Here is a 19,630-nt window from a genome sequence, read left to right as displayed (position 1 = left end):
TAAAAATGAATACATTAATAGCTATAACAGGATTGGGTATTTTCTGCCTATTGTTTGAAATTCTTAATTTAAGAAAGGCGATTGTTCCTATTACCATTTTAGGTTTATTAGGCGTGTTGGCACTTAATTATTGCGAATTTGGAACAGAACAAAGTTATTACAACAATATGATAGCAGTAAGCAAATTCTCTACTGCTTTTTCATCATTGTTTATCGTTTTGACGATTTTCCTTGTAGCATTAAGTCACAATTTTTACCAAAATCACCCAACAAAAATCTCAGATTACGTCGCAATTAAAGTATTCTTGCTAGCTGGAGCGGTAGCAATGGTTTCTTTTGGAAACTTAGCAATGTTCTTTTTAGGAATTGAAATCTTATCTATTGCTTTATATGTACTTGCTGCAAGTGATCGTTTGAATATCAAAAGTAACGAAGCAGGTATGAAATATTTCTTAATGGGATCTTTTGCATCAGGAATTATTCTTTTCGGAATCTGTTTAATCTACGGTGCAATGGGAAGCTTTGATATCAGCGATATTCACGAAAGTGCACTTTCTGCTGAACTACCAATTTGGTTTCCAATCGGAATGATTTTAATGGTTATCGGAATGTTATTTAAAGTTGCAGCTGTACCTTTTCATTTCTGGGCTCCAGACGTATACGAAGGTTCTCCAGCTTTAACAACTGCTTTAATGAGCACATTGGCAAAAGTAGTAGCGATTGCAACTTTATTCAAATTGATTGCTGGTATGAACTTCATCTCTTCATTAGATAATCAAGACCTATTGCATACTTTTGAAGTAATCGTAGTTATAATTTCAATTGCTTCAATGTCTGTTGGTAATATTATGGCATTAAGACAAGTAAACGTAAAACGTATGCTTGCTTTCTCTGGAATCTCTCATGCAGGTTTCATGTTAATGACATTACTAACTGTTTCTGCTTCGGCTGGAGTTTTATTATATTACACTACTGCTTATGCATTGGCTGGAATCGCAGCTTTCAGTGTTATTTTATATGTTTGCAGAGACCAGGATAACGAGGACATTACAAACTTCCACGGTTTAGGAAAAACAAACCCACTATTGGCAGCTGTTCTTACAGCTTCATTATTATCAATGGCCGGAATTCCAATTTTCTCTGGATTCTTCGCTAAGTTATTCTTATTCAATCAAACGATTCAAGCAGGATATATTGGTTTAGTAATTGTAGCAGTAATCAACTCTATTATTAGTGTTGGATATTATTTCAAACTGATTATCGCGATGTATTCTAAAGAACCAAACCAAGAAAGAACAGGAAGACCATTTCTTATTTATGCTACAGCCGTAGTATCAATTGTTTTAAATATTGCATTAGGTTTATTTCCTTCATTGGTTTTAGATTTATTGAAATAATAGAATCTTTCTCTTAAAATACAAAATCCATCAAAAAAGATATTTGATGGATTTTTTTTATGCTCTTAATTAAGAACAGAAATTCATGTTAAAAAATTCTTTCCAACAATTGCACTTCAAAAAATCTCCATATATTTGAGTTCAATTAAATGTATTAAAATATGAACTTTAATTCAAAAAATCCATTTTTAAACAGTAAGCGTTTTTCATCAAATGCTGAACCAAGAACAGAGGTGCACCAAGCTCAGATTATTGACTACAATCAAGAAATGACGGTGTCTGGAACAATCAACAAAACGGCTATCTTATTTCTTATTTTATGCGGTGCTGCTATGGTGACATGGTGGATGGCTTTTAATGGAATGAATCCTATGCTACCTACAATTGGAGGAGCAATTGTTGGTTTCATTTTAATATTAGTTTCTTCATTCAAACCACAGCTATCCCCTTACTTAGCACCGGGTTATGCTCTATTTGAAGGATTATTTATAGGAGGTATTTCTGCAATATTTGAATTAAAATTTCCTGGAATCGTAATTAATGCAGTTGGCGCAACTCTTGTTACTTTCTTGGTTTGTCTTGGTTTATACAAATTTAGAATCGTTAAAGTTACAGAACAATTTAAATCTGTTGTTGTTGCTGCAACATTGGCAATTGCTACTTATTATTTAATTTCTTGGGTTGTATCAATGTTTACAAGCTGGACACCTGTTCATTATGGAAATTCTATGATGAGTATTGGTATCAGTGTATTTGTTATCATTATAGCAGCTCTTAACCTTTTCTTAGATTTTGATTTAATTGAAAAAGGTGAAAGAGAAAAAATGCCAAAATTTATGGAATGGTATGGAGCAATGGGATTAATGATTACATTGGTTTGGTTGTATATCGAATTCTTAAGACTTTTATTAAAACTTTCTAGCAAAGACTAATTTGTCCTTATTATAAATTGAAAGCCCTTTTGAGTAAAATCAAAAGGGCTTTTTTTATTGCTTTAGATTAAATTTTGAAAATCAATTCAATATTCTAACTAAATCTTTTAAGAATAATCTCTTATTTAAAACACAAAAACAATTAATTTCCTACAAAAATTAAAATGTAATTTATTGTAATAAAAAAAAATTAAAGCTCCTTTTTATTCTTTTTGTTTAACGTTTAAAATTTAAAAAAGCGAGAAAAATACGGCTTTCCGTACTCAATATGAAATATGCAATAAATTACAATTAATGCAATTAATTACATTTTTACTATTTTAAAAGCTAAATATTTCAAGTATCCTCTTTTTTTTAGTAAAAAAATTATCGTATTAAAAATTAATATATAATTTTGTGTAATCGATTACAATTAAACCACTTGGAATCGTAAGTAAAAAACCACTTACTTATTTATTAACTATCTTAAACAAACCTTATGAAGAAAAACCTACTTTTCGTGGCTGTCTTTCTTATGACAGTTCAATTATGGGCCCAAACGATCCAAATTAATGAAGCTTCTGGCTGGTTGGAATCTGCTTTTGTAAAATGGCAGCCAGTCAGTGGTGCCCAAACCTACAATGTGTATTACACAGGAAACGGATTTACAGACCAGAAAATAGATGACCAGCTTATTAGAAGTTATGGATCTTATTTTCGTGCTGATATTCCAGGTCTTAAAGCCGGAACGTATACGGTAAAAGTTAAACCCGTAGTAAATGGCGTTGAAGGCACTGGAGCTACAACTGGCAATCTAACCGTAAGCGCACAAGACAGAAACGGATTTGCTTTTGATGGCGGCCGTGTTCCTGGAGGATACAAAGCAGATGGAACTCCAAAAGACAATGCTGTGATTCTTTACATTACCCAAAACACTAAAAACACTATTTCAATGAATATTACTGGAGCTAGTGCAAATCCTTGCATTGGCCTACAAAATATTCTTTATGCGATTAAAAAAGGAAAAGATACACGTCCGTTTATAATCCGTTTAATTGGGAATATCACTGACATGACCGTTATGGAAGGTGGTGACGTTGTTATTGAGAATGCAAACAATGCTTCTAGTTATGTTACCATTGAAGGTATTGGAGACGATGCCGTTGCAAATGGATGGGGAGTTAGATTAAAATCTGCTTCAAACATCGAAGTGAGCAATCTTGGATTTATGAACTGCGATAGTACTGCAGGCGACAACGTAGGAATGCAACAGGATAATGACCACGTTTGGGTTCACAACTGCGACTTGTTCTACGGAAATGCAGGAAGCGATGCCGACCAGATAAAAGGTGACGGGGCGTTAGACAATAAAACTTCGACTTACATTACGATGTCTTACAACCACTTTTGGGATAATGGAAAAGCAAGTCTTTTAGGTTTAAGCGAAGGGACAACTTCTGGATTGTATGTTACTTATCACCACAATTGGTTTGATCACTCAGATTCTCGTCATCCTCGTGTACGTTATTACTCAGCTCATATTTACAACAATTATTACGATGGTGTTTCTAAATATGGAGCTGGTTCAACTATGGGATCTTCACTTTTTGTAGAAGGAAATTATTATAGAAATAGTAAACATCCAATGCTAACTTCTCTACAAGGTTCCGATATTTGGGACGAAGCTAATCAAGTGAATAATGCTGGGACAATGGGAACTTTTTCTGGCGAAGCTGGAGGAAGCATTAAAGCTTACAATAATACTTTTGATGCTTCTAACGGAACAAACAACATGCGTTTCGTAGCTTACAATGATCCAAATCCGTTGTATAATATCTCTGGAAAAATAAGCTCTACAACCGATTTTGATGCTTATGTTGCAGCAACAAGAGGAGAAGTGGTAAGTAGTTCTGTAAAATCTAAATCTGGTGCTAATGTCTATAACAACTTCGATACAGATGCAAATTTGTATGTAAAAAATTTAACAATCGATACTCCTGCAGCGGCAAAAACAAAAACGACTCAATATGCAGGACGTGTTTCTGGAGGAGATTTGAAATGGACGTTTAATAATGCTACAGATGATACTTCTTCTCTAGTTATTACAGCATTAAAAACAGCTCTTACAAATTATACTGGAACATTAGTCGCTGTACAAGGAGAAGGGAATCCACCTGCTGGAACACAAACTTTAACTTTAACTTCTGCTTCAAACAACAATCAAACAGTTGTTAGCGGAACAGCAATTTCTTCAATAGTATTTACATGGGGCGGAGATGCAACTGATGCAACTGTAACAGGATTACCTGCTTCTGGCTTATCTTTTGTAAAAAATGCAACGGCAAAAACTATCACTATTTCAGGTACGCCAACTGCAACAGTTTCGTACTCAATTGCAACTTCTGGAACTAGTGGTTCCCCAGCTACTGGTTCTGGAACTGTAACAGTAACTCCAGCTGGAACGCAAACATTAACTTCATCTGGCAATAACAGTCAAACCGTTTCTTCTGGAACTGCTATTGCTTCGATTGTATTTACTTGGGGCGGAAATGCTACAGATGCGTCTGTAACGGGATTACCTGCTTCTGGATTGTCTTTTGTAAAAAATACAACTGCAAAGACCATAACTATCACCGGAACTCCAACAGCAAATGTTTCTTATACTGTAACAACTTCAGGCACAGCTGGAACGCCAGTATCTGCATCAGGAACAATAACAGTTACAACAGGTTCAGGTGGCGGATCTGAATTACATAATTTTACTACATCAGGTAAAACAAGTACATTCTACTCAATTACAGGAAATATGAATTCAACTCCAGGTTCTGTAACTTACAACGGACTGACACTTACTGAGCGTCTAAAAATCGAATCAAGCACATCAATAACATATACAACAACTAGTGCATCTACTTTAACTTTAGTATTTGACTCAAGCTTCACTGGAACTATTAAAGTAGACAACGTTTCATACACAGCGTCTGCAGGTATTGTAACGGCTTCAATTGCTGCAGGTTCTCACACTATAACTAAAGGTTCTGTTGCTAACTTATTCTACATCAGCACTGTTTATGGTGGAGGCACTTTAAGAATGGCTGTTGCAACTGAAACTACTGCAAAAGAAACTACAGAGTCATCACGCATAATTTTATATCCAAATCCACTTTCAAGCACTTTATACTTATCAGATCCTGAACAAAAAGTACAAAAAGTACTTATCTATAATATATCTGGAAATCTAGTTATTAATTCTGGAAATTCTCAAAGCATTGATACTAGCAGTTTAATTCCTGGCACTTACCTCGCCAAAATTTATACTGTCGATGGATCATTTAACCAAACACTAATTAAAAAATAAAAACTAAATTAACTTAAAAAGGCTTCCAAAATTGGAAGCCTTTTGAATCTAAAAATTGTCTGATCCTGGTAAATCTTCTTGAACAGTATTTGGGTTATCTTTTGCAAATAACATCTGTCGCTTCAATTGGAATTTTTTGATTTCATGCTTATTTGGCACACTATCATGGAGAGTATTTGTTAACTCATGTTCTACAACCCCAGTTATTAGATTATAATCACTAGAAAGATGAGAACCTGCTCCAGCATTAAATGAATGGATCTCTATAAGAACTAAATCATCATTTATATATTTATATAATGTTTCTCTCGTACCAGGTGGTCCTCCACCACTCTGAAGCATAATATGTAACATCTTATTCTCTATATAAATCTCTTCTGATGTATACATTTGATAATCATTCTCATTATATTCGGGATCTAGAGCTTCCCACGAAATATCCTGAAGCTTATATTCTCCTGTTTTTTGTTTCAAAAGAACTAAAACTGCTCTAGAATCTTTATTATCATTTTCATTTTGCAATACAATTACGATGTCCTTAAGCATGTCATCATTGAGAAAACCTTCCGCTTTCATTTTTATTATATAAGGGCTTACCACAAAATCATCGACATTTTTTCCTGTTTTAGGAAATTCTGGAGCTATAAATGCCTCTTCATATTCTGTCGTCTCTGTATCCTCAGGAATAGCTTGATGTAAAGTATCTTTTTTTTCTGATACCTCTTTAATATCCTTCTTTTTACTACAGCTTATAATAATCGCAGAAATAAGTAAGAAAACAATTCTACTTTTCATTTTAAAAATTTTGTTTAAATTTAAATAAAACCGTACAAAATAAAATATTAAAAACCGCTTTTCCTAAATTAGATAGAAAAAGCGGTCTAAATTAAAAATTAATATTAATTACAAATCAAATTTAATTCCCTGCGCAAGCGGAAGATTTGTTGTATAATTAATTGTATTGGTTTGGCGTCTCATATATATTTTCCAAGCATCAGATCCTGATTCGCGTCCGCCGCCTGTTTCTTTTTCACCTCCAAAAGCGCCTCCAATTTCAGCACCAGAAGTTCCGATGTTTACGTTTGCAATTCCACAATCAGAACCTGTTGCAGATAAAAATCTTTCTGCTTCTCGTAAATTATTCGTCATAATTGCAGAAGATAATCCTTGTGCAACACCATTTTGAATTTCTATCGCATTTTCTACTTCGCCAGAATATTTAATTAAATATAAAACTGGAGCAAAAGTTTCATGCTGTACGATTTCAAACGAATTTTCAGCTTCTGCAATTGCAGGTTTTACATAACAGCCGCTTTCATAACCTTCACCAGATAATACTCCACCTTCAACAAGGATTTTTCCACCTTCGGCTACTACTTTATTTAACGCTGCTGCATACATTTCTACAGCATGAGTATCAATTAGTGGTCCAACATGATTTTTTTCGTCAAGCGGATTTCCGATTCGTAATTGTTTATAAGCCGCAACTAATGCATCTTTTACCTTATCATAAATACTTTCGTGAATAATCAACCTCCTAGTAGAAGTACATCTTTGTCCAGCTGTTCCAACAGCTCCAAAAACAGCACCAATAACTGTCATTTTAATATCAGCATCTGGAGTAACAATAATAGCATTATTTCCACCTAATTCTAACAACGATTTACCTAATCTTCCTGCCACAGTTTGAGCAACAATTTTTCCCATTCTGGTTGAACCTGTTGCAGAAATAAGCGGAATACGAGTATCTGCAGACAGCAATTCTCCTATTTTATAATCACCATTAATTAAACATGAAATTCCCTCAGGAAGATTATTTTCTTTAATAACTTGAGCTATTATATTCTGGCATGCAATACCGCAAAGAGGTGTTTTTTCAGAAGGCTTCCAAACGCAGACATCACCAGAAATCCAAGCTAAAGCTGTGTTCCAAGACCAAACCGCAACTGGAAAATTAAATGCCGAAATGATTCCGACAATTCCCAAAGGATGATACTGCTCATACATACGATGGCCAGGTCTTTCAGAATGCATTGTTAATCCGTGAAGCTGACGAGATAAACCTACCGCAAAATCACAGATATCAATCATTTCCTGAACTTCTCCAAAACCTTCCTGCAATGATTTACCCATTTCGTAAGAAACCAGTTTTCCAAGAGCTTCTTTATTTTGTCTCAATTTTTCTCCAAATTGGCGTACAATTTCACCTCGCTGTGGAGCAGGAATCAATCTAAAAGTTTTAAAAGCTTCTGCAGCAGTTTGAATTGCTTTTTCATAATCTTCCTTCGTTGACATTTTTACCGAAGCAATTAATTTTCCGTCAACTGGCGAATAGCTTTCTAGAATTTCTCCAGAAGAAAAATTATTAATTCCTGTTGATGTTCCTTCATTTATTGTCTTGATGCCCAATTTTTCAAGAGCTTCCTTCATTCCAAATTGCGATGCTATTGTTGTCATTGTAACTTTTTTAGTTAAAATTGTTATATTTTTATGTAAAGATATTGTTTTAGAATTAATTTTTGATTGAAGTTAATTCATAAATGAACGTAAATTTAAGCTTATTTTATAGTATTAACAGAAACGAAACGTCAATATTGAATTTATTTAATGAAATTTGCAGTACTTAAAATTAAAAATATGACTCGTTATTGTAGGCTTCTGCTTTGTTTTCTTTTAGTCTCAACAAATATATTTTCTCAAAAAGCAAAAAACTCTTTTTCAGTAGTTCCATTGGGAGTAATGGGAGGCATTGACGAAAAAAATCTTTCAGCTTATTTAATCGCTCCATCCAGCACAACCGATTATATCTGCCTTGACGCTGGAACTGTAAATGCTGGAATAGAAAAAGCAATAGAAAAGAAAACTTTTAAAGTTTCTACAAGCGAAGTTTTACGAAAATACATCAAAGGATATTTGATTTCACACGCTCATTTAGATCATGTTTCTGGTTTAATTATAAACTCTCCAGCCGATTCTTCTAAAACAGTTTATGCTACCAATAAATGCATGGAAATGATGGAAAACCATTATTTCAACGATAAGACTTGGGCTAATTTTGGAGACGCAGGACCAGGTTTTCCTTTAAAAAAATACCATTTTCAAACTTTAAATTTGGGGGAAGAAACTTCTTTGACGAATACCAAAATGACTGTTAAAGCATTTTCGTTAAGTCATGTTAATCCATTTGAGAGTACCGCTTTCCTAATTAAAAATGAAAATGATTATGCCTTATATTTAGGAGACACAGGTCCAGATGAAGTAGAAAAAAGCAATAATCTTCGCGATTTATGGACAGCTGTAGCACCATTAGTTAAGGCCAAACAATTAAAAGGAATTTTTATTGAAGTTTCATTTCCAAATGAACAGCCAGATAAATTCTTGTTTGGTCATTTGACTCCAAATTATTTAATGAGAGAACTTCATATTCTAGAAGATTTAGCAGGAAAAGGTTCTCTTGAAAACTTCAAAATTATCATCACACATTTGAAACCTCCAGCAAAGAATATTACAAAAATTAAAGAGCAGTTAAAAGCTCAAAACGATTTAGGATTGAAGATTATTTATCCTAAACAAGGGGAAAAGCTTGAGCTATAGACATTTTTTTGTAAGTTATTTTTTATATTTTAGCTGAATAAATTTTATTAAATGAGAATTATTTGGTCCAAAAGAGCAAATTATACTTTTTATAATATTCAAAACTATTTAGAATATTTTTGGTCTCCATTAATAGCTCAAAAATTCATCAAAGATGTTTTACACGTTTTGAGTTTATTAGAAGTCAACCCAATGCTTGGAAAATACAATACAAACTTGAGATGTAGAGAAATAGTGATTTCAAGACATATCAGCTTATACTATCAAATAGAGAAGGACTATTTAGAATTAATTTCTTTTTATAACAATCGTCAAAAACCAATAAATATAATTGACTTGTAATTTTATATTAGGTTTTTACTTTTTAATTCAGCTAACATTTCTTCATGAGTTATAAAATCTCCATTTTTCAAATCAAGTTTTCCTTGCTCAATATCAGCTTTTAAATCTAGTATAAAATTTTCTTTTGGTGAAAGTAGTTTGGCAATTGATAGAACTTCATCTGGAGTAAATGATTTAGTTTTTAATTTTCTATAAAACGTTGGGCTAGAAATGCCAACTTGTTCAATAATGTAATTTTTTTTATATGCTGATTTTTCGATTAAACTTTCGATATTATCAACTATATTTTTATATGCAATTATCTCCTGTATCATTTTTATTGCTTTTTAACAACGTTTGTGACACAAATATACATCAAAAATGATACAAAATTCTTTCTTTTAACATAAAAAAATAAACCCGACAGGTTTTAAAAACTTGTCGGGTTTCGTATTTCTATCAAATAAAATATTATTTCTTAGCCGTGAATCTTGGATCAGTTTCCATAACAATTCCACAATTATCACAGGTTCTTAATTCTTCCGAATTGTAGAAGTGTTCAAAATGAGGCAGAAAATCTTTTTCGATATTATGAAGTTCAAAATACACTTCATACAATTTATGATTGCAGTTATCACAATGCCAAAGCAAACCATCTGTAAAACCTTGCCCAGCACGTTTACGCTCAATTACAAGTCCGATAGAACCTTCTGAACGAACAGGAGAATGTGGCACTTTAGCAGGATGTAAATACATATCTCCAGCATTTAATTCCATTTCTTTACGCTGTCCATCTTCCTGAATGACAACCTTAATACTTCCTTCCAACTGATAAAAAAGTTCTTCTGTTTCGTTATAATGGTAATCTTTTCGTGCATTTGGTCCCGCAACAATCATTACAATATAATCTCCAGAATCAACATATAAGTTTTTATTTCCAACAGGCGGTTTAAGTAAATGACGGTTTTCGTCAATCCATTGTGTTAGGTTAAAAGGTTTTGCTATAGCCATTTTTATTCAAAATTTATGAAGAGCTAAGGTAGTGAAAACCCATTAAAACTCTTTTATCAAATAAATATAAACTGGGAAATGATCACTAAAACCTGCGTCACTGAGTGTATTCCGCAACGGATATCCTTTATATGCACCAGAATTTTGAATAAGATAAGGTCTGTTGAAAATGCCCGCTTTCCAAAAATTAAAAGTTGAAAAATCAGCTCTCACTAAAGATGATGTTATAATAATTTGATCAAAAATGTTCCAAGAATCACGATAAGCAATAGTTCCTAAACCTTTATTAGCAAGGTCTTCAAACGGATTAAAAACATCAAATTCAGCAACTTCAGCTTTTGCTCCTTTTGCTCCTAACCCTTTTTTTATGCTTTTATTAAATGGTCCATCGTTAAAATCTCCCATTGTCAATACTTTTGCTTGTGGATTAATCTGTTGTAATGAATCAATAATTTTCCTGTTCAATTTTCCTGCGGCTTCTCGAAACATTGTTGTTGCTTTTTCTCCACCAGATCTAGATGGCCAGTGATTTACGATAATATGTATTTCTTCATTTTCTAAAAATCCTGAAACCAAAAGCTGATCTCTTGTAAAAACTCGATTTTTGTTTTCTATTTTAGCTTCAATTTCATCATCCAAAACTTCTGCTTCTTGTTCTTTTTTGACAATTTCTTTTTTATAAATAATTAAAGGAATATTTGAATAAGAAGTTGGTCTGAAATATTTTTTCTGATAAAGCAAAGCGACATCGATACCACGTTTGTCTGGTGAATCAAAATGAATGATTCCCAAATCTAAAGCTTGCAACGCTGGTTCTTTGATCAAGTCTTCTAAAACATTACGATTCTCGATTTCAGCTCCACCAATTAAAGTTGGCGCATTTGAATTTTCAGGCATTCCAATTTCAGAAATAACTCTTGCAAGATTTTTTAATTTCTGCTGGTATTTTTCTGTCGTCCAACGTTGCGCTCCATTTGGCGTCCATTCGTCATCATTTGTAAATACATCATCTACAGTGTCATAAAGGTTTTCGAAATTGTAAAAGGCAACTGTATGAATTTTATACTTTTTAGGTTGGGAATGCGTTTGAACTGAAAAAAGTAGAATTATTAAAAAGATTCTGAAAAAGTGCATATAGAAAGTATTTTAAAAAACATTCCAATATTAATCTTTTTATCTAAATGTAAGAAATTTCAAATAAATTTAAAATCTAAAATTTCTATATTTGTTTTTTCATACAAATGAAAAGAAGCAAATGATGATCATGAAAAACCTTTTAAATATTAAAAAACCGACTATTTTTTATCAACTCGCATTTCTTATTTTTGCTTTACAATCATTCAACTGTCAATCTCAACAAAACATGATAACACCGCCTTATTTACAAAAAGGAGATACTGTGGCACTTTTGGCAACAGCAAGAAAAAACATTGATGACAATTTAAAACCAACAATAGATTTATTGCACAGTTGGGGTTTAGAAGCCGTAATTGGCTCTACAATTGGTTTAGATTATAATCAATTGGCCGGAACAGATGAACAAAGAGCTGTCGATTTTCAGAAACAAATGGACAATCCAAATATTAAAGCGATCTGGTGCGTTCGTGGCGGATATGGTACTGTTAGAATGTTAGATTTACTAGATTTTACCAAATTCAAACAGCATCCTAAATGGGTTATCGGTTTTAGTGATGTAACGGTTCTTCATAATCATTTGAATACGATGGGCTATAAATCTATTCATGGTATTATGCCGGTAACCGTTCCTAGAGCGACGCCAGATGCGGTAAGTTCATTAAAAGCCGCTTTATTTAACGAACCTATTTCCTACTCTATCAGCCCAAGTCCGATGAATCGTTTGGGAAGCGCAACGGGAGAATTAGTCGGCGGTAATCTTTCAATTTTATATAGTCTATTAGGATCTCCGTCTGCAATTGATTGCAAGGATAAAATTTTATTTATAGAAGATTTAGATGAATATTTGTATCACATCGACCGCATGATGATGAATCTAAGACGTAACGGCTGCATCGAAAATCTGAAAGGAATCATTATCGGCGGAATGACAAGCATGAAAGATAATGAAGTGCCTTGGGGGAAAAATGCTTTAGAAATTATTGATGACGTAACCAAAAAATACAATATTCCAGTAATTTTTAATTTCCCAGCAGGACATATTAGAGACAATAGAGCTTTGATTATGGGAAACACTATTTCTATAGAAGTTACTGCTTCTGGAAGTACGGTTACTTTTAAAAAATAGTATCAGTCTGCTCCTTTTTAAGGAAACTCAAAAATACCACATAAAAATCTCGCAAAGACGCGAAGCCACAAAGAATATTAAAACTTTGCGGCTTCGCGTCTTTGCATGCAAAAAACATAAAACTATTATCCAGTTTTCAACAACCTGAAACTTGAAACAAAAAAACAAATCTCATGGCAGAACATAACGACTTAGGAAAATTAGGTGAAGATCTTGCCGCTGCACATCTTGAAGAAAATGGATATTCTATTCTAGAAAGAAACTTTGTCATCCAAAAAGCAGAAATAGATATAATTGCACAAAAAGATGCTGTTTTGGCAATTGTCGAAGTTAAAACTCGTTCGAGTTTAGATTTTGGTTCTCCGCAAGATTTTGTAAAGCAAAAAAAGATTCAATTACTTATTAAAGCAGTAAATGCCTACATAAACGATAGGGAAAAGGATTTTCGAGAAGATTTAGAAATTCGTTTTGACATCATTGCGGTCCATAAAAATGGGGAATCATTTGCAATTGAACATCTTACCGACGCTTTTTATCACTTTTAACATAATTTTTTATTGTTATAATTGTAACAATTTGTTTTTTTATTTATATTTGCAAAGAATTATAACATCGCAATGTTAAATTAACAAACCAACTCAACTGTTACCAAAAAAAAAAAAGAATTATGAAAACTGTTTCTTCTATTGTAGAAAACTACATTAAAACAAAACCATTTTTATTAAATGCCCTGTCACTCGGAATTATTAACCTAACATCACTTTCGCGAAATATCATGACCGAATTAGAAAGTGAGTTTGGAAAAGAAGTAAAACAAGGCGCTGTAGTAATGTCTTTAAAACGACTGACGGAAGAACTAGATTTTAAATTGAACCACAAAATCAATAAAGTAATTAAAAATATTGGTGAAATCACGGTTCGTTCTGAACTTACAGATTACACTTTTGCAGCATCTGAAACTGTCTTAAACAAACAAGCAGATTTAATCTCCGATATTAATGCTTTATCTGATATTTTTTATACCTCATCTCGTGGAGTAAACGAAACTAATATCGTAGTAAGCAGCAGTGTTAATCATTTGGTTGAGAAACACTTTATGAGAGAAAAACTAATCCAGAAATTGGATAATTTGGCTTCTATTACCGTAAAATTACCAAAAGAAAACATTGTTGTTCCTGGTATTTACTACTTCATTTTTCAACGTTTGGCTTGGGAAGGGATTATCATCAATGAGGTAATTTCAACTTCAAATGAATTTACCATTTTAGTTGGAGAAGATCAAGTAGATGTTGCTTTTAAAGTAATTAAAGACTTGAAAAACTAATAAAATAAGATTTTAAAGAATTGCTTTGATTCTTCTTTATAGCACAAAATCCTTTTGTCTTTTTAATGAAAGACAAAAGGATTTTTTTTGAATAAAAGAATGTATTGACATAATTAGGTTTTTAGTAAATAAGAATATTCTCAAAAGACAAATTCTCAAATAAATATTATTTCGAAAAAGCGTCAATATGACACTTACTTGTAAAATGCCACTTCGCATCGCCTTTTATGTCTTTTATATAAAAAACTAACAAAAAATACGAATTAAGTTTTTTTACATATAATTTATTACGAATAATATTTTTATATATTTGTGATGAGATCAATATCAGACCTCACATTTTGATCATTTAATTAAAATGTCGCGGAAAAAATAAATAAGCTAATAACCGAGGAAATCGGAATCTCGATAAATATGGTCTAGAACCAAATGAATAAAGTGCTCGACACGATGCACGGTTTTTTTAACTTTACAATGAAATTATCTAACCAAAACCACAAATATTGCCCTTAAAATCACTCTTCGGAGTGATTTTTTATTTTAAAATGAATAATTCACAGCAAATCCAAAATCGTTCTTAAATGTGATATCATTTTTTATGATTGTAGGTTTAAACGCTAATCTTTCATTTACATTAAATTGAGACAAGGCAGCGTCAACATTGGCATCGATTATATTTAAAATATAAAAACCCACCATAAATAAAGCAGATAAATCTCTGTTTCTCTGATAACCTTTTTGAGCCGTAATTAATTGGCTTTCACTTAAACCAGCCAAAAATTCCGAATCACTTTTTTTTCCTTCCAATCTGCTTTTATATTCATCTCTGTACAAATTGTAGCTTTTCTGATTATCAATGTACAAATATGCGCTTGTACCAATTGCGCCATAAACTAAAGGAAGTTTCCAATATTTTTTATTGTAGATCTGACCTAAACCAGGCAAAACAGCCGAATAAAATGCAGCCTTTGCAGGACGAAGCGGGTCAATGGTTTCTGATTTTAGAGAATCATTTAAAATGTTTTTATTTCTTCCCTGAGCGAAGATTGTAGTTAATCCTAAGAATAGAAAAAGGAGAATAAATTGGTTCTGCATATAAAGTTGTCTTTGAAAATTTGACTCAAAGAAACCTTTTTAATTCTAAGATTTTTCTTAAGTAAAAGATAAAGAAAACTTAATTTTTTATTAGCCACGAATTTCACGAATTCACACGAATTATCTTAAACAATTTTTGCCACAGATTAAAAGGATTTAAATGATTTTTTAATCTTCATAATCCTTTTAATCTGTGGCAAAAAAATTCGTGTGAATTCGTGAAATTCGTGGCAAACTTTATTTTACTCCTCAAACAACTCCATCAATTCTAGAGCTCGTTTAATAGATTTTACGTTTTCAAAAGTCAATAACAAACGTAATCCGTTTACGGTTTGTTTTTCTTTCATTTTGCAGAGTGTGCTATGCTTTTGAACAAAGTTTAAAACATTTCTAAACTTCACTGACTGGTAATAATCAGACTGCTGATCTGAAACAAAATAACCAATCATTTTACCTTGTTTTAAAACCAATTTCTCAATTCCGACTTTCGTAGCAATCCATTTTATTCTAATGCTGTTTAATAAAGCAACAGCAGGTTTTGGCAATGGTCCGAAACGGTCAATTAGTTTTTTCTCAAATTCCTGTAAACCAGCTTCGTCTTTTATAGCACCTAATTCGTTATATAAAACCAAACGTTCTGAAACATTATTGATATATTCATCTGGGAATAAAAGTTCAAAATCGGCATCGATCTGAATGTCTTTTACGTATTCTTTGGTATCGATATCATTTTCTTCAGGATATAAATCTTTGAATTCGTTTTCCTTCAATTCTTCGATGGCTTCGTTCATGATTTTTTGGTAGGTGTCAAAACCAATTTCATTGATGAAACCGCTTTGTTCTCCACCTAATAAATCTCCTGCTCCACGAATCTCCAAATCTTTCATTGCAATGTTGAAACCACTTCCCAATTCGCTGAATTGTTCCAACGCCTGAATACGTTTTCTGGCATCTTCAGTCATAGATGAATATGGCGGACAAATGAAATAACAGAATGCTTTTTTATTGCTTCGGCCAACACGCCCGCGCATTTGATGCAAGTCTGATAATCCAAAATTATTGGCATTATTGATGAAAATCGTGTTAGCATTCGGAACGTCCAAACCGCTTTCGATAATGGTTGTTGCGACCAAAACATCAAAATCTCCATTCATGAAGCCTAACATCAACTCTTCTAGTTTTGCGCCATCCATTTGTCCGTGGCCAATTCCAACTCTTGCATTTGGAACCAAACGCTGAATCATTCCTGCCACTTCTTTTATATTTTCAATTCTATTATTGATAAAGAAAACCTGTCCGTTTCGTTGAATTTCATACGAAATCGCATCACGAATAATTTCTTCATTAAAACCAACAACATTCGTTTCAATCGGATAACGATTTGGCGGAGGAGTTGTAATTACCGATAAATCTCTCGCGGCCATCAAAGAAAACTGCAAAGTTCTCGGAATTGGTGTTGCCGTTAATGTCAACGTATCAACATTAGCCGCAATGGTTTTTAATTTATCTTTTACATTAACTCCAAACTTTTGTTCCTCATCAACAATCAATAAACCTAAGTCTTTAAAAACGACATTTTTATTGACCAATTGATGCGTTCCAATTACGATATCTAATTTTCCTTCAGCTAAATCTTTTAGTGTTTGTGTTTTTTGTTTTGCCGTTCTAAATCGATTCAAATAACCTATTGAAACCGGCATATCTTTCAAACGTTCAGAGAAAGTTCTATAATGCTGATACGCCAAAATCGTAGTAGGAACCAAAACCGCAACTTGTTTACTATTGTCAACGGCTTTAAAAGCAGCACGAATTGCAACCTCAGTTTTTCCAAAACCAACATCACCACAAACCAAGCGATCCATTGGGCGATCGCTTTCCATGTCGGCTTTTACTTCCGCCGTCGATTTCATTTGGTCTGGCGTATCTTCGTAAATAAACGAACTTTCCAATTCGTTCTGAAGATAACTGTCTGGCGCAAACTGAAACCCTTTTTCTAAACGGCGTTTTGCATACAACTGAATCAAGTTGAATGCAATATGTTTGACGCGAGCTTTGGTTTTCTGTTTTAAGACCTTCCAAGCGTTCGATCCAAGTTTATAGATTTTCGGAGGCGTTCCGTCTTTTCCGTTGTATTTGGAGATTTTATGAAGTGAGTGAATACTCACATACACAATATCATTATCAGCATAAACCAATTTTATGGCTTCTTGCGTTTTTCCTTCAACCTGAATTTTCTGCAATCCACCAAACTTACCAATTCCGTGATCGATATGCGTTACATAATCGCCTACAGAAAGTGCTGTTAATTCTTTTAAAGTGATATTCTGCTTTTTAGAATATCCATTTTTAATGTTGAATTTATGATAACGCTCAAAAATCTGGTGATCGGTATAAGCCGTTATTTGGTTTTCTTCATCAATAAAACCTTGATATAAAGGCAATACAATCGTATGATATTGCTTTCTGATATTTTCTGAATTGGCTTCATCCAAAGATTCAAAAATATCATGAAAACGTTTTGCCTGCGTATCATTCGAACAGAACAGATAGTTGACATATCCGTTAAAATGATTGTCACTTAGATTATTCAGCAATAAATCAAATTGTTTATTGAAAGATGGCTGTGGCTGAATATGAAATTCGAATTTTTTAGTAGTTTTATAAACTGGTCTTGAGGCCAATTCTACAACCGAAAAATCCAAAGATCTTTTTATAAACGAAGCCTGATTTAAGAACAATTGTTCCGGCGTGGCATGTTTTATTTCTTTCGATAATTTCTCAAAAGCTTCTTCTGCTCTCGCAAATTGTTTATCTAATTGACTAAAAAGTCCTTCGGTATTTTGAATGAAAAGAACTGTTTTCTCAGCAATATAATCTAAGAAACTTTCACGGTTTTCCTGAAAAAGTTTGTTCTCCACATTTGGGATAATCGTAATTTTTTTATGCGTTTCGACAGATAATTGCGTTTCAACATCAAAAGTTCTGATACTGTCTACTTCGTTTCCAAAAAACTCAATTCTATAAGGATGATCATTTGAAAAAGAGAAAACATCGACAATTCCTCCACGAACTGAAAATTCTCCAGGTTCGGTAATGAAATCTACTCTTTTAAATTCGTATTCGAACAAAACTTCGTTGATGAAATCAATCGAAATTTTATCGTTCAAAGCAACTTTTAAAGTGTTTTTATCTAGTTCTCTTCTCGTAACTACTTTCTCAAAAAGTGCTTCAGGATACGTAACAATTACGGCTGGTTTTTTTCTTGAATTGATTCTATTTAAAACCTCAGCACGAAGCAAAACATTGGCATTATCGGTTTCATCAATCTGGTAAGGACGGCGAAATGATGCGGGATAAAACAAAACATCTTGTTCTCCAATCATCTGTTCCAAATCGTTTAAATAATACGCAGCTTCTTCTTTATTGTCTAAAACAATCAGAAAAGGCAGTTCGGTTTTTCTGAAAACGGAACGTATTATAAAAGAAACAGCAGATCCCAACAATCCGCTGATGTTCATTTTTACCTGATTTCCTTCCAGTAAATTTTTAGCAATCTGCTCTGCTTTTGGCAGATTGTCGTATGTAGTATATAAAGCGTTTTTACTCAACTCTCGGTATATTTGGATCTATTGGCGGTGCCGAATTTGGAATCGCGCGTGTTGTGTCTAACATTCTAAGGAAATCTTCTTCTCCTTGTTCTTTAGGAATTTTGGCTTTTTCGACAATTTTATCCATTTGTCTCTCCAAAGAAATCAGTTCCTTATTGATTTCTTGAATTAAAAAAACCACTTTATCATCTGGAATGGTGCTCAAATGAATAAATAAATCCAGCATTCTAATTTTAGTAATTAAAATAGAAATACGGCTTTTTATTTGAGGCTGGTTAAACTGAGCTGGAATATTATTATTTAAAGCCATTGCTTTTTTAGAAATAGCAGCCGATTTTTTCTGAAATGCTCCAATGGTCTTTCTAGGCTTTTCTCCAATTTCTTTCATAAATTCACGCCATTCTGTCCAAGAATTCAATTGTGATTCTGAGATTTCGTTAATGGGTTCGTCTAGAAAAGTCCAGCCCTTATTTATATTATTAAAAATAGTTTCTTTCTTTTTCGCTTCTTTTGCATTTTCTGCAAGGCGCTTTTCATTTTCATTTTGGCAAGAAAATAATAGAGTTGTCAAAAGCAAAAAAAGAGATATTTGATATTTCATTGATAAAAATAGTTTGACCGCAAAGTTACGAAGTAAATTTACAATTATGAATTCTGTTTTTTGCTAAAGATTCTATAAATCAAGGTTATTTTTTTGTCTTTTTATGGCTGTCGGCATTATAATTTGAAATGTTATTTTTCCAATAAA

16 protein-coding genes are annotated in these 19,630 nt (G+C 32.9%); 8 read left to right on the top strand and 8 right to left on the bottom strand.

Annotation, left to right across the window (positions count from 1 at the left end):
* The first annotated feature begins 5 nt into the window (after positions 1 to 5).
* The 3 genes from DMA14_RS17550 (at position 6) to DMA14_RS17540 (ending at position 5,666) form a co-directional block, all read left to right on the top strand.
* Positions 6 to 1,397 (top strand): NADH-quinone oxidoreductase subunit N, encoded by a 1,392-nt coding sequence (locus DMA14_RS17550; RefSeq protein WP_111425891.1) that lies wholly within the window; start codon positions 6 to 8, stop codon positions 1,395 to 1,397.
* A 161-nt stretch (positions 1,398 to 1,558) separates the two neighbouring features.
* Positions 1,559 to 2,329, top strand: coding sequence for a Bax inhibitor-1/YccA family protein (locus tag DMA14_RS17545; RefSeq protein ID WP_111425890.1), 771 nt, complete (start codon positions 1,559 to 1,561; stop codon positions 2,327 to 2,329).
* A gap of 478 nt (positions 2,330 to 2,807) precedes the next feature.
* Complete coding sequence (locus tag DMA14_RS17540) at positions 2,808 to 5,666, top strand: pectate lyase family protein (RefSeq protein ID WP_111425889.1); 2,859 nt, start codon at positions 2,808 to 2,810, stop codon at positions 5,664 to 5,666.
* Between the two features lie 48 nt (positions 5,667 to 5,714).
* Here the strand turns inward: DMA14_RS17540 and DMA14_RS17535 are convergent, their stop codons facing one another.
* Together DMA14_RS17535 and amaB are read right to left on the bottom strand one after the other, a co-directional pair.
* Positions 5,715 to 6,461 (bottom strand): hypothetical protein, encoded by a 747-nt coding sequence (locus tag DMA14_RS17535; protein ID WP_111425888.1) that lies wholly within the window; start codon positions 6,459 to 6,461, stop codon positions 5,715 to 5,717.
* Between the two features lie 108 nt (positions 6,462 to 6,569).
* Entirely contained in the window at positions 6,570 to 8,123 is a 1,554-nt protein-coding gene (gene amaB, locus DMA14_RS17530; RefSeq protein WP_111425887.1) for an L-piperidine-6-carboxylate dehydrogenase, read from the bottom strand.
* A 150-nt stretch (positions 8,124 to 8,273) separates the two neighbouring features.
* Between amaB and DMA14_RS17525 the strand changes: the two genes are divergently transcribed.
* Together DMA14_RS17525 and DMA14_RS17520 are read left to right on the top strand one after the other, a co-directional pair.
* Entirely contained in the window at positions 8,274 to 9,260 is a 987-nt protein-coding gene (locus tag DMA14_RS17525; RefSeq protein WP_238990002.1) for an MBL fold metallo-hydrolase, read from the top strand.
* Positions 9,261 to 9,311: 51 nt separating this feature from the next.
* The gene (locus DMA14_RS17520; protein ID WP_111425885.1) at positions 9,312 to 9,602 is read left to right on the top strand and encodes a type II toxin-antitoxin system RelE/ParE family toxin; all 291 of its coding nucleotides are present in this window, start codon (positions 9,312 to 9,314) and stop codon (positions 9,600 to 9,602) included.
* 2 nt (positions 9,603 to 9,604) lie between these two features.
* On the opposite strand, the gene DMA14_RS17515 is transcribed toward DMA14_RS17520, so the two are convergent.
* The 3 genes from DMA14_RS17515 to DMA14_RS17505 form a co-directional block, all read right to left on the bottom strand.
* Positions 9,605 to 9,916 (bottom strand): hypothetical protein, encoded by a 312-nt coding sequence (locus tag DMA14_RS17515; RefSeq protein ID WP_111425884.1) that lies wholly within the window; start codon positions 9,914 to 9,916, stop codon positions 9,605 to 9,607.
* Between the two features lie 136 nt (positions 9,917 to 10,052).
* On the bottom strand, positions 10,053 to 10,592 hold the full coding sequence (locus tag DMA14_RS17510) for a 3-hydroxyanthranilate 3,4-dioxygenase (RefSeq protein ID WP_111425883.1): 540 nt from the start codon (positions 10,590 to 10,592) through the stop codon (positions 10,053 to 10,055).
* A gap of 42 nt (positions 10,593 to 10,634) precedes the next feature.
* Positions 10,635 to 11,726 (bottom strand): endonuclease/exonuclease/phosphatase family protein, encoded by a 1,092-nt coding sequence (locus DMA14_RS17505; protein ID WP_111425882.1) that lies wholly within the window; start codon positions 11,724 to 11,726, stop codon positions 10,635 to 10,637.
* Between the two features lie 229 nt (positions 11,727 to 11,955).
* On the opposite strand from DMA14_RS17505, the gene DMA14_RS17500 reads away from it, so the two are divergent.
* The 3 genes from DMA14_RS17500 (at position 11,956) to DMA14_RS17490 (ending at position 14,179) form a co-directional block, all read left to right on the top strand.
* Positions 11,956 to 12,855, top strand: coding sequence for a S66 peptidase family protein (locus DMA14_RS17500; RefSeq protein WP_111426232.1), 900 nt, complete (start codon positions 11,956 to 11,958; stop codon positions 12,853 to 12,855).
* A gap of 173 nt (positions 12,856 to 13,028) precedes the next feature.
* Entirely contained in the window at positions 13,029 to 13,400 is a 372-nt protein-coding gene (locus DMA14_RS17495) for a YraN family protein (protein WP_111425881.1), read from the top strand.
* A gap of 122 nt (positions 13,401 to 13,522) precedes the next feature.
* On the top strand, positions 13,523 to 14,179 hold the full coding sequence (locus tag DMA14_RS17490; RefSeq protein WP_008466087.1) for a hypothetical protein: 657 nt from the start codon (positions 13,523 to 13,525) through the stop codon (positions 14,177 to 14,179).
* Between the two features lie 540 nt (positions 14,180 to 14,719).
* On the opposite strand, the gene DMA14_RS17485 is transcribed toward DMA14_RS17490, so the two are convergent.
* The 3 genes from DMA14_RS17485 to DMA14_RS17475 all read right to left on the bottom strand — a co-directional run bounded on the left by DMA14_RS17485 (position 14,720) and on the right by DMA14_RS17475 (position 19,483).
* Positions 14,720 to 15,274, bottom strand: a complete 555-nt coding sequence (locus DMA14_RS17485) for a DUF5683 domain-containing protein (protein ID WP_111425880.1) — start codon at positions 15,272 to 15,274, stop codon at positions 14,720 to 14,722.
* A 242-nt stretch (positions 15,275 to 15,516) separates the two neighbouring features.
* Positions 15,517 to 18,882, bottom strand: a complete 3,366-nt coding sequence (gene mfd, locus DMA14_RS17480) for a transcription-repair coupling factor (protein ID WP_111425879.1) — start codon at positions 18,880 to 18,882, stop codon at positions 15,517 to 15,519.
* On the bottom strand, positions 18,875 to 19,483 hold the full coding sequence (locus DMA14_RS17475; RefSeq protein ID WP_111425878.1) for a hypothetical protein: 609 nt from the start codon (positions 19,481 to 19,483) through the stop codon (positions 18,875 to 18,877). The genes mfd and DMA14_RS17475 overlap by 8 nt, the downstream gene beginning before the upstream one ends.
* Positions 19,484 to 19,630: the final 147 nt, after the last annotated feature.

This window comes from Flavobacterium sharifuzzamanii (assembly GCF_003254585.1).
GTDB classification, from domain to species: Bacteria; Bacteroidota; Bacteroidia; order Flavobacteriales; family Flavobacteriaceae; genus Flavobacterium; species Flavobacterium sharifuzzamanii.
Note: the sequence above shows the minus strand (reverse complement) of the source record. Positions and strands in the feature narration are given on the sequence as shown.

Coding starts and splice junctions, on each gene's coding strand:
- amaB (WP_111425887.1), bottom strand. CDS start 8,123: ATGACAACAATAGCATCGCAATTTGGAATGAAGGAAGCTCTTGAAAAA.
- DMA14_RS17490 (WP_008466087.1), top strand. CDS start 13,523: ATGAAAACTGTTTCTTCTATTGTAGAAAACTACATTAAAACAAAACCA.
- DMA14_RS17520 (WP_111425885.1), top strand. CDS start 9,312: ATGAGAATTATTTGGTCCAAAAGAGCAAATTATACTTTTTATAATATT.
- DMA14_RS17485 (WP_111425880.1), bottom strand. CDS start 15,274: ATGCAGAACCAATTTATTCTCCTTTTTCTATTCTTAGGATTAACTACA.
- DMA14_RS17515 (WP_111425884.1), bottom strand. CDS start 9,916: ATGATACAGGAGATAATTGCATATAAAAATATAGTTGATAATATCGAA.
- DMA14_RS17500 (WP_111426232.1), top strand. CDS start 11,956: ATGATAACACCGCCTTATTTACAAAAAGGAGATACTGTGGCACTTTTG.
- DMA14_RS17505 (WP_111425882.1), bottom strand. CDS start 11,726: ATGCACTTTTTCAGAATCTTTTTAATAATTCTACTTTTTTCAGTTCAA.
- DMA14_RS17525 (WP_238990002.1), top strand. CDS start 8,274: ATGAAATTTGCAGTACTTAAAATTAAAAATATGACTCGTTATTGTAGG.
- DMA14_RS17545 (WP_111425890.1), top strand. CDS start 1,559: ATGAACTTTAATTCAAAAAATCCATTTTTAAACAGTAAGCGTTTTTCA.
- DMA14_RS17550 (WP_111425891.1), top strand. CDS start 6: ATGAATACATTAATAGCTATAACAGGATTGGGTATTTTCTGCCTATTG.
- DMA14_RS17495 (WP_111425881.1), top strand. CDS start 13,029: ATGGCAGAACATAACGACTTAGGAAAATTAGGTGAAGATCTTGCCGCT.
- DMA14_RS17535 (WP_111425888.1), bottom strand. CDS start 6,461: ATGAAAAGTAGAATTGTTTTCTTACTTATTTCTGCGATTATTATAAGC.
- DMA14_RS17540 (WP_111425889.1), top strand. CDS start 2,808: ATGAAGAAAAACCTACTTTTCGTGGCTGTCTTTCTTATGACAGTTCAA.
- DMA14_RS17510 (WP_111425883.1), bottom strand. CDS start 10,592: ATGGCTATAGCAAAACCTTTTAACCTAACACAATGGATTGACGAAAAC.
- DMA14_RS17475 (WP_111425878.1), bottom strand. CDS start 19,483: ATGAAATATCAAATATCTCTTTTTTTGCTTTTGACAACTCTATTATTT.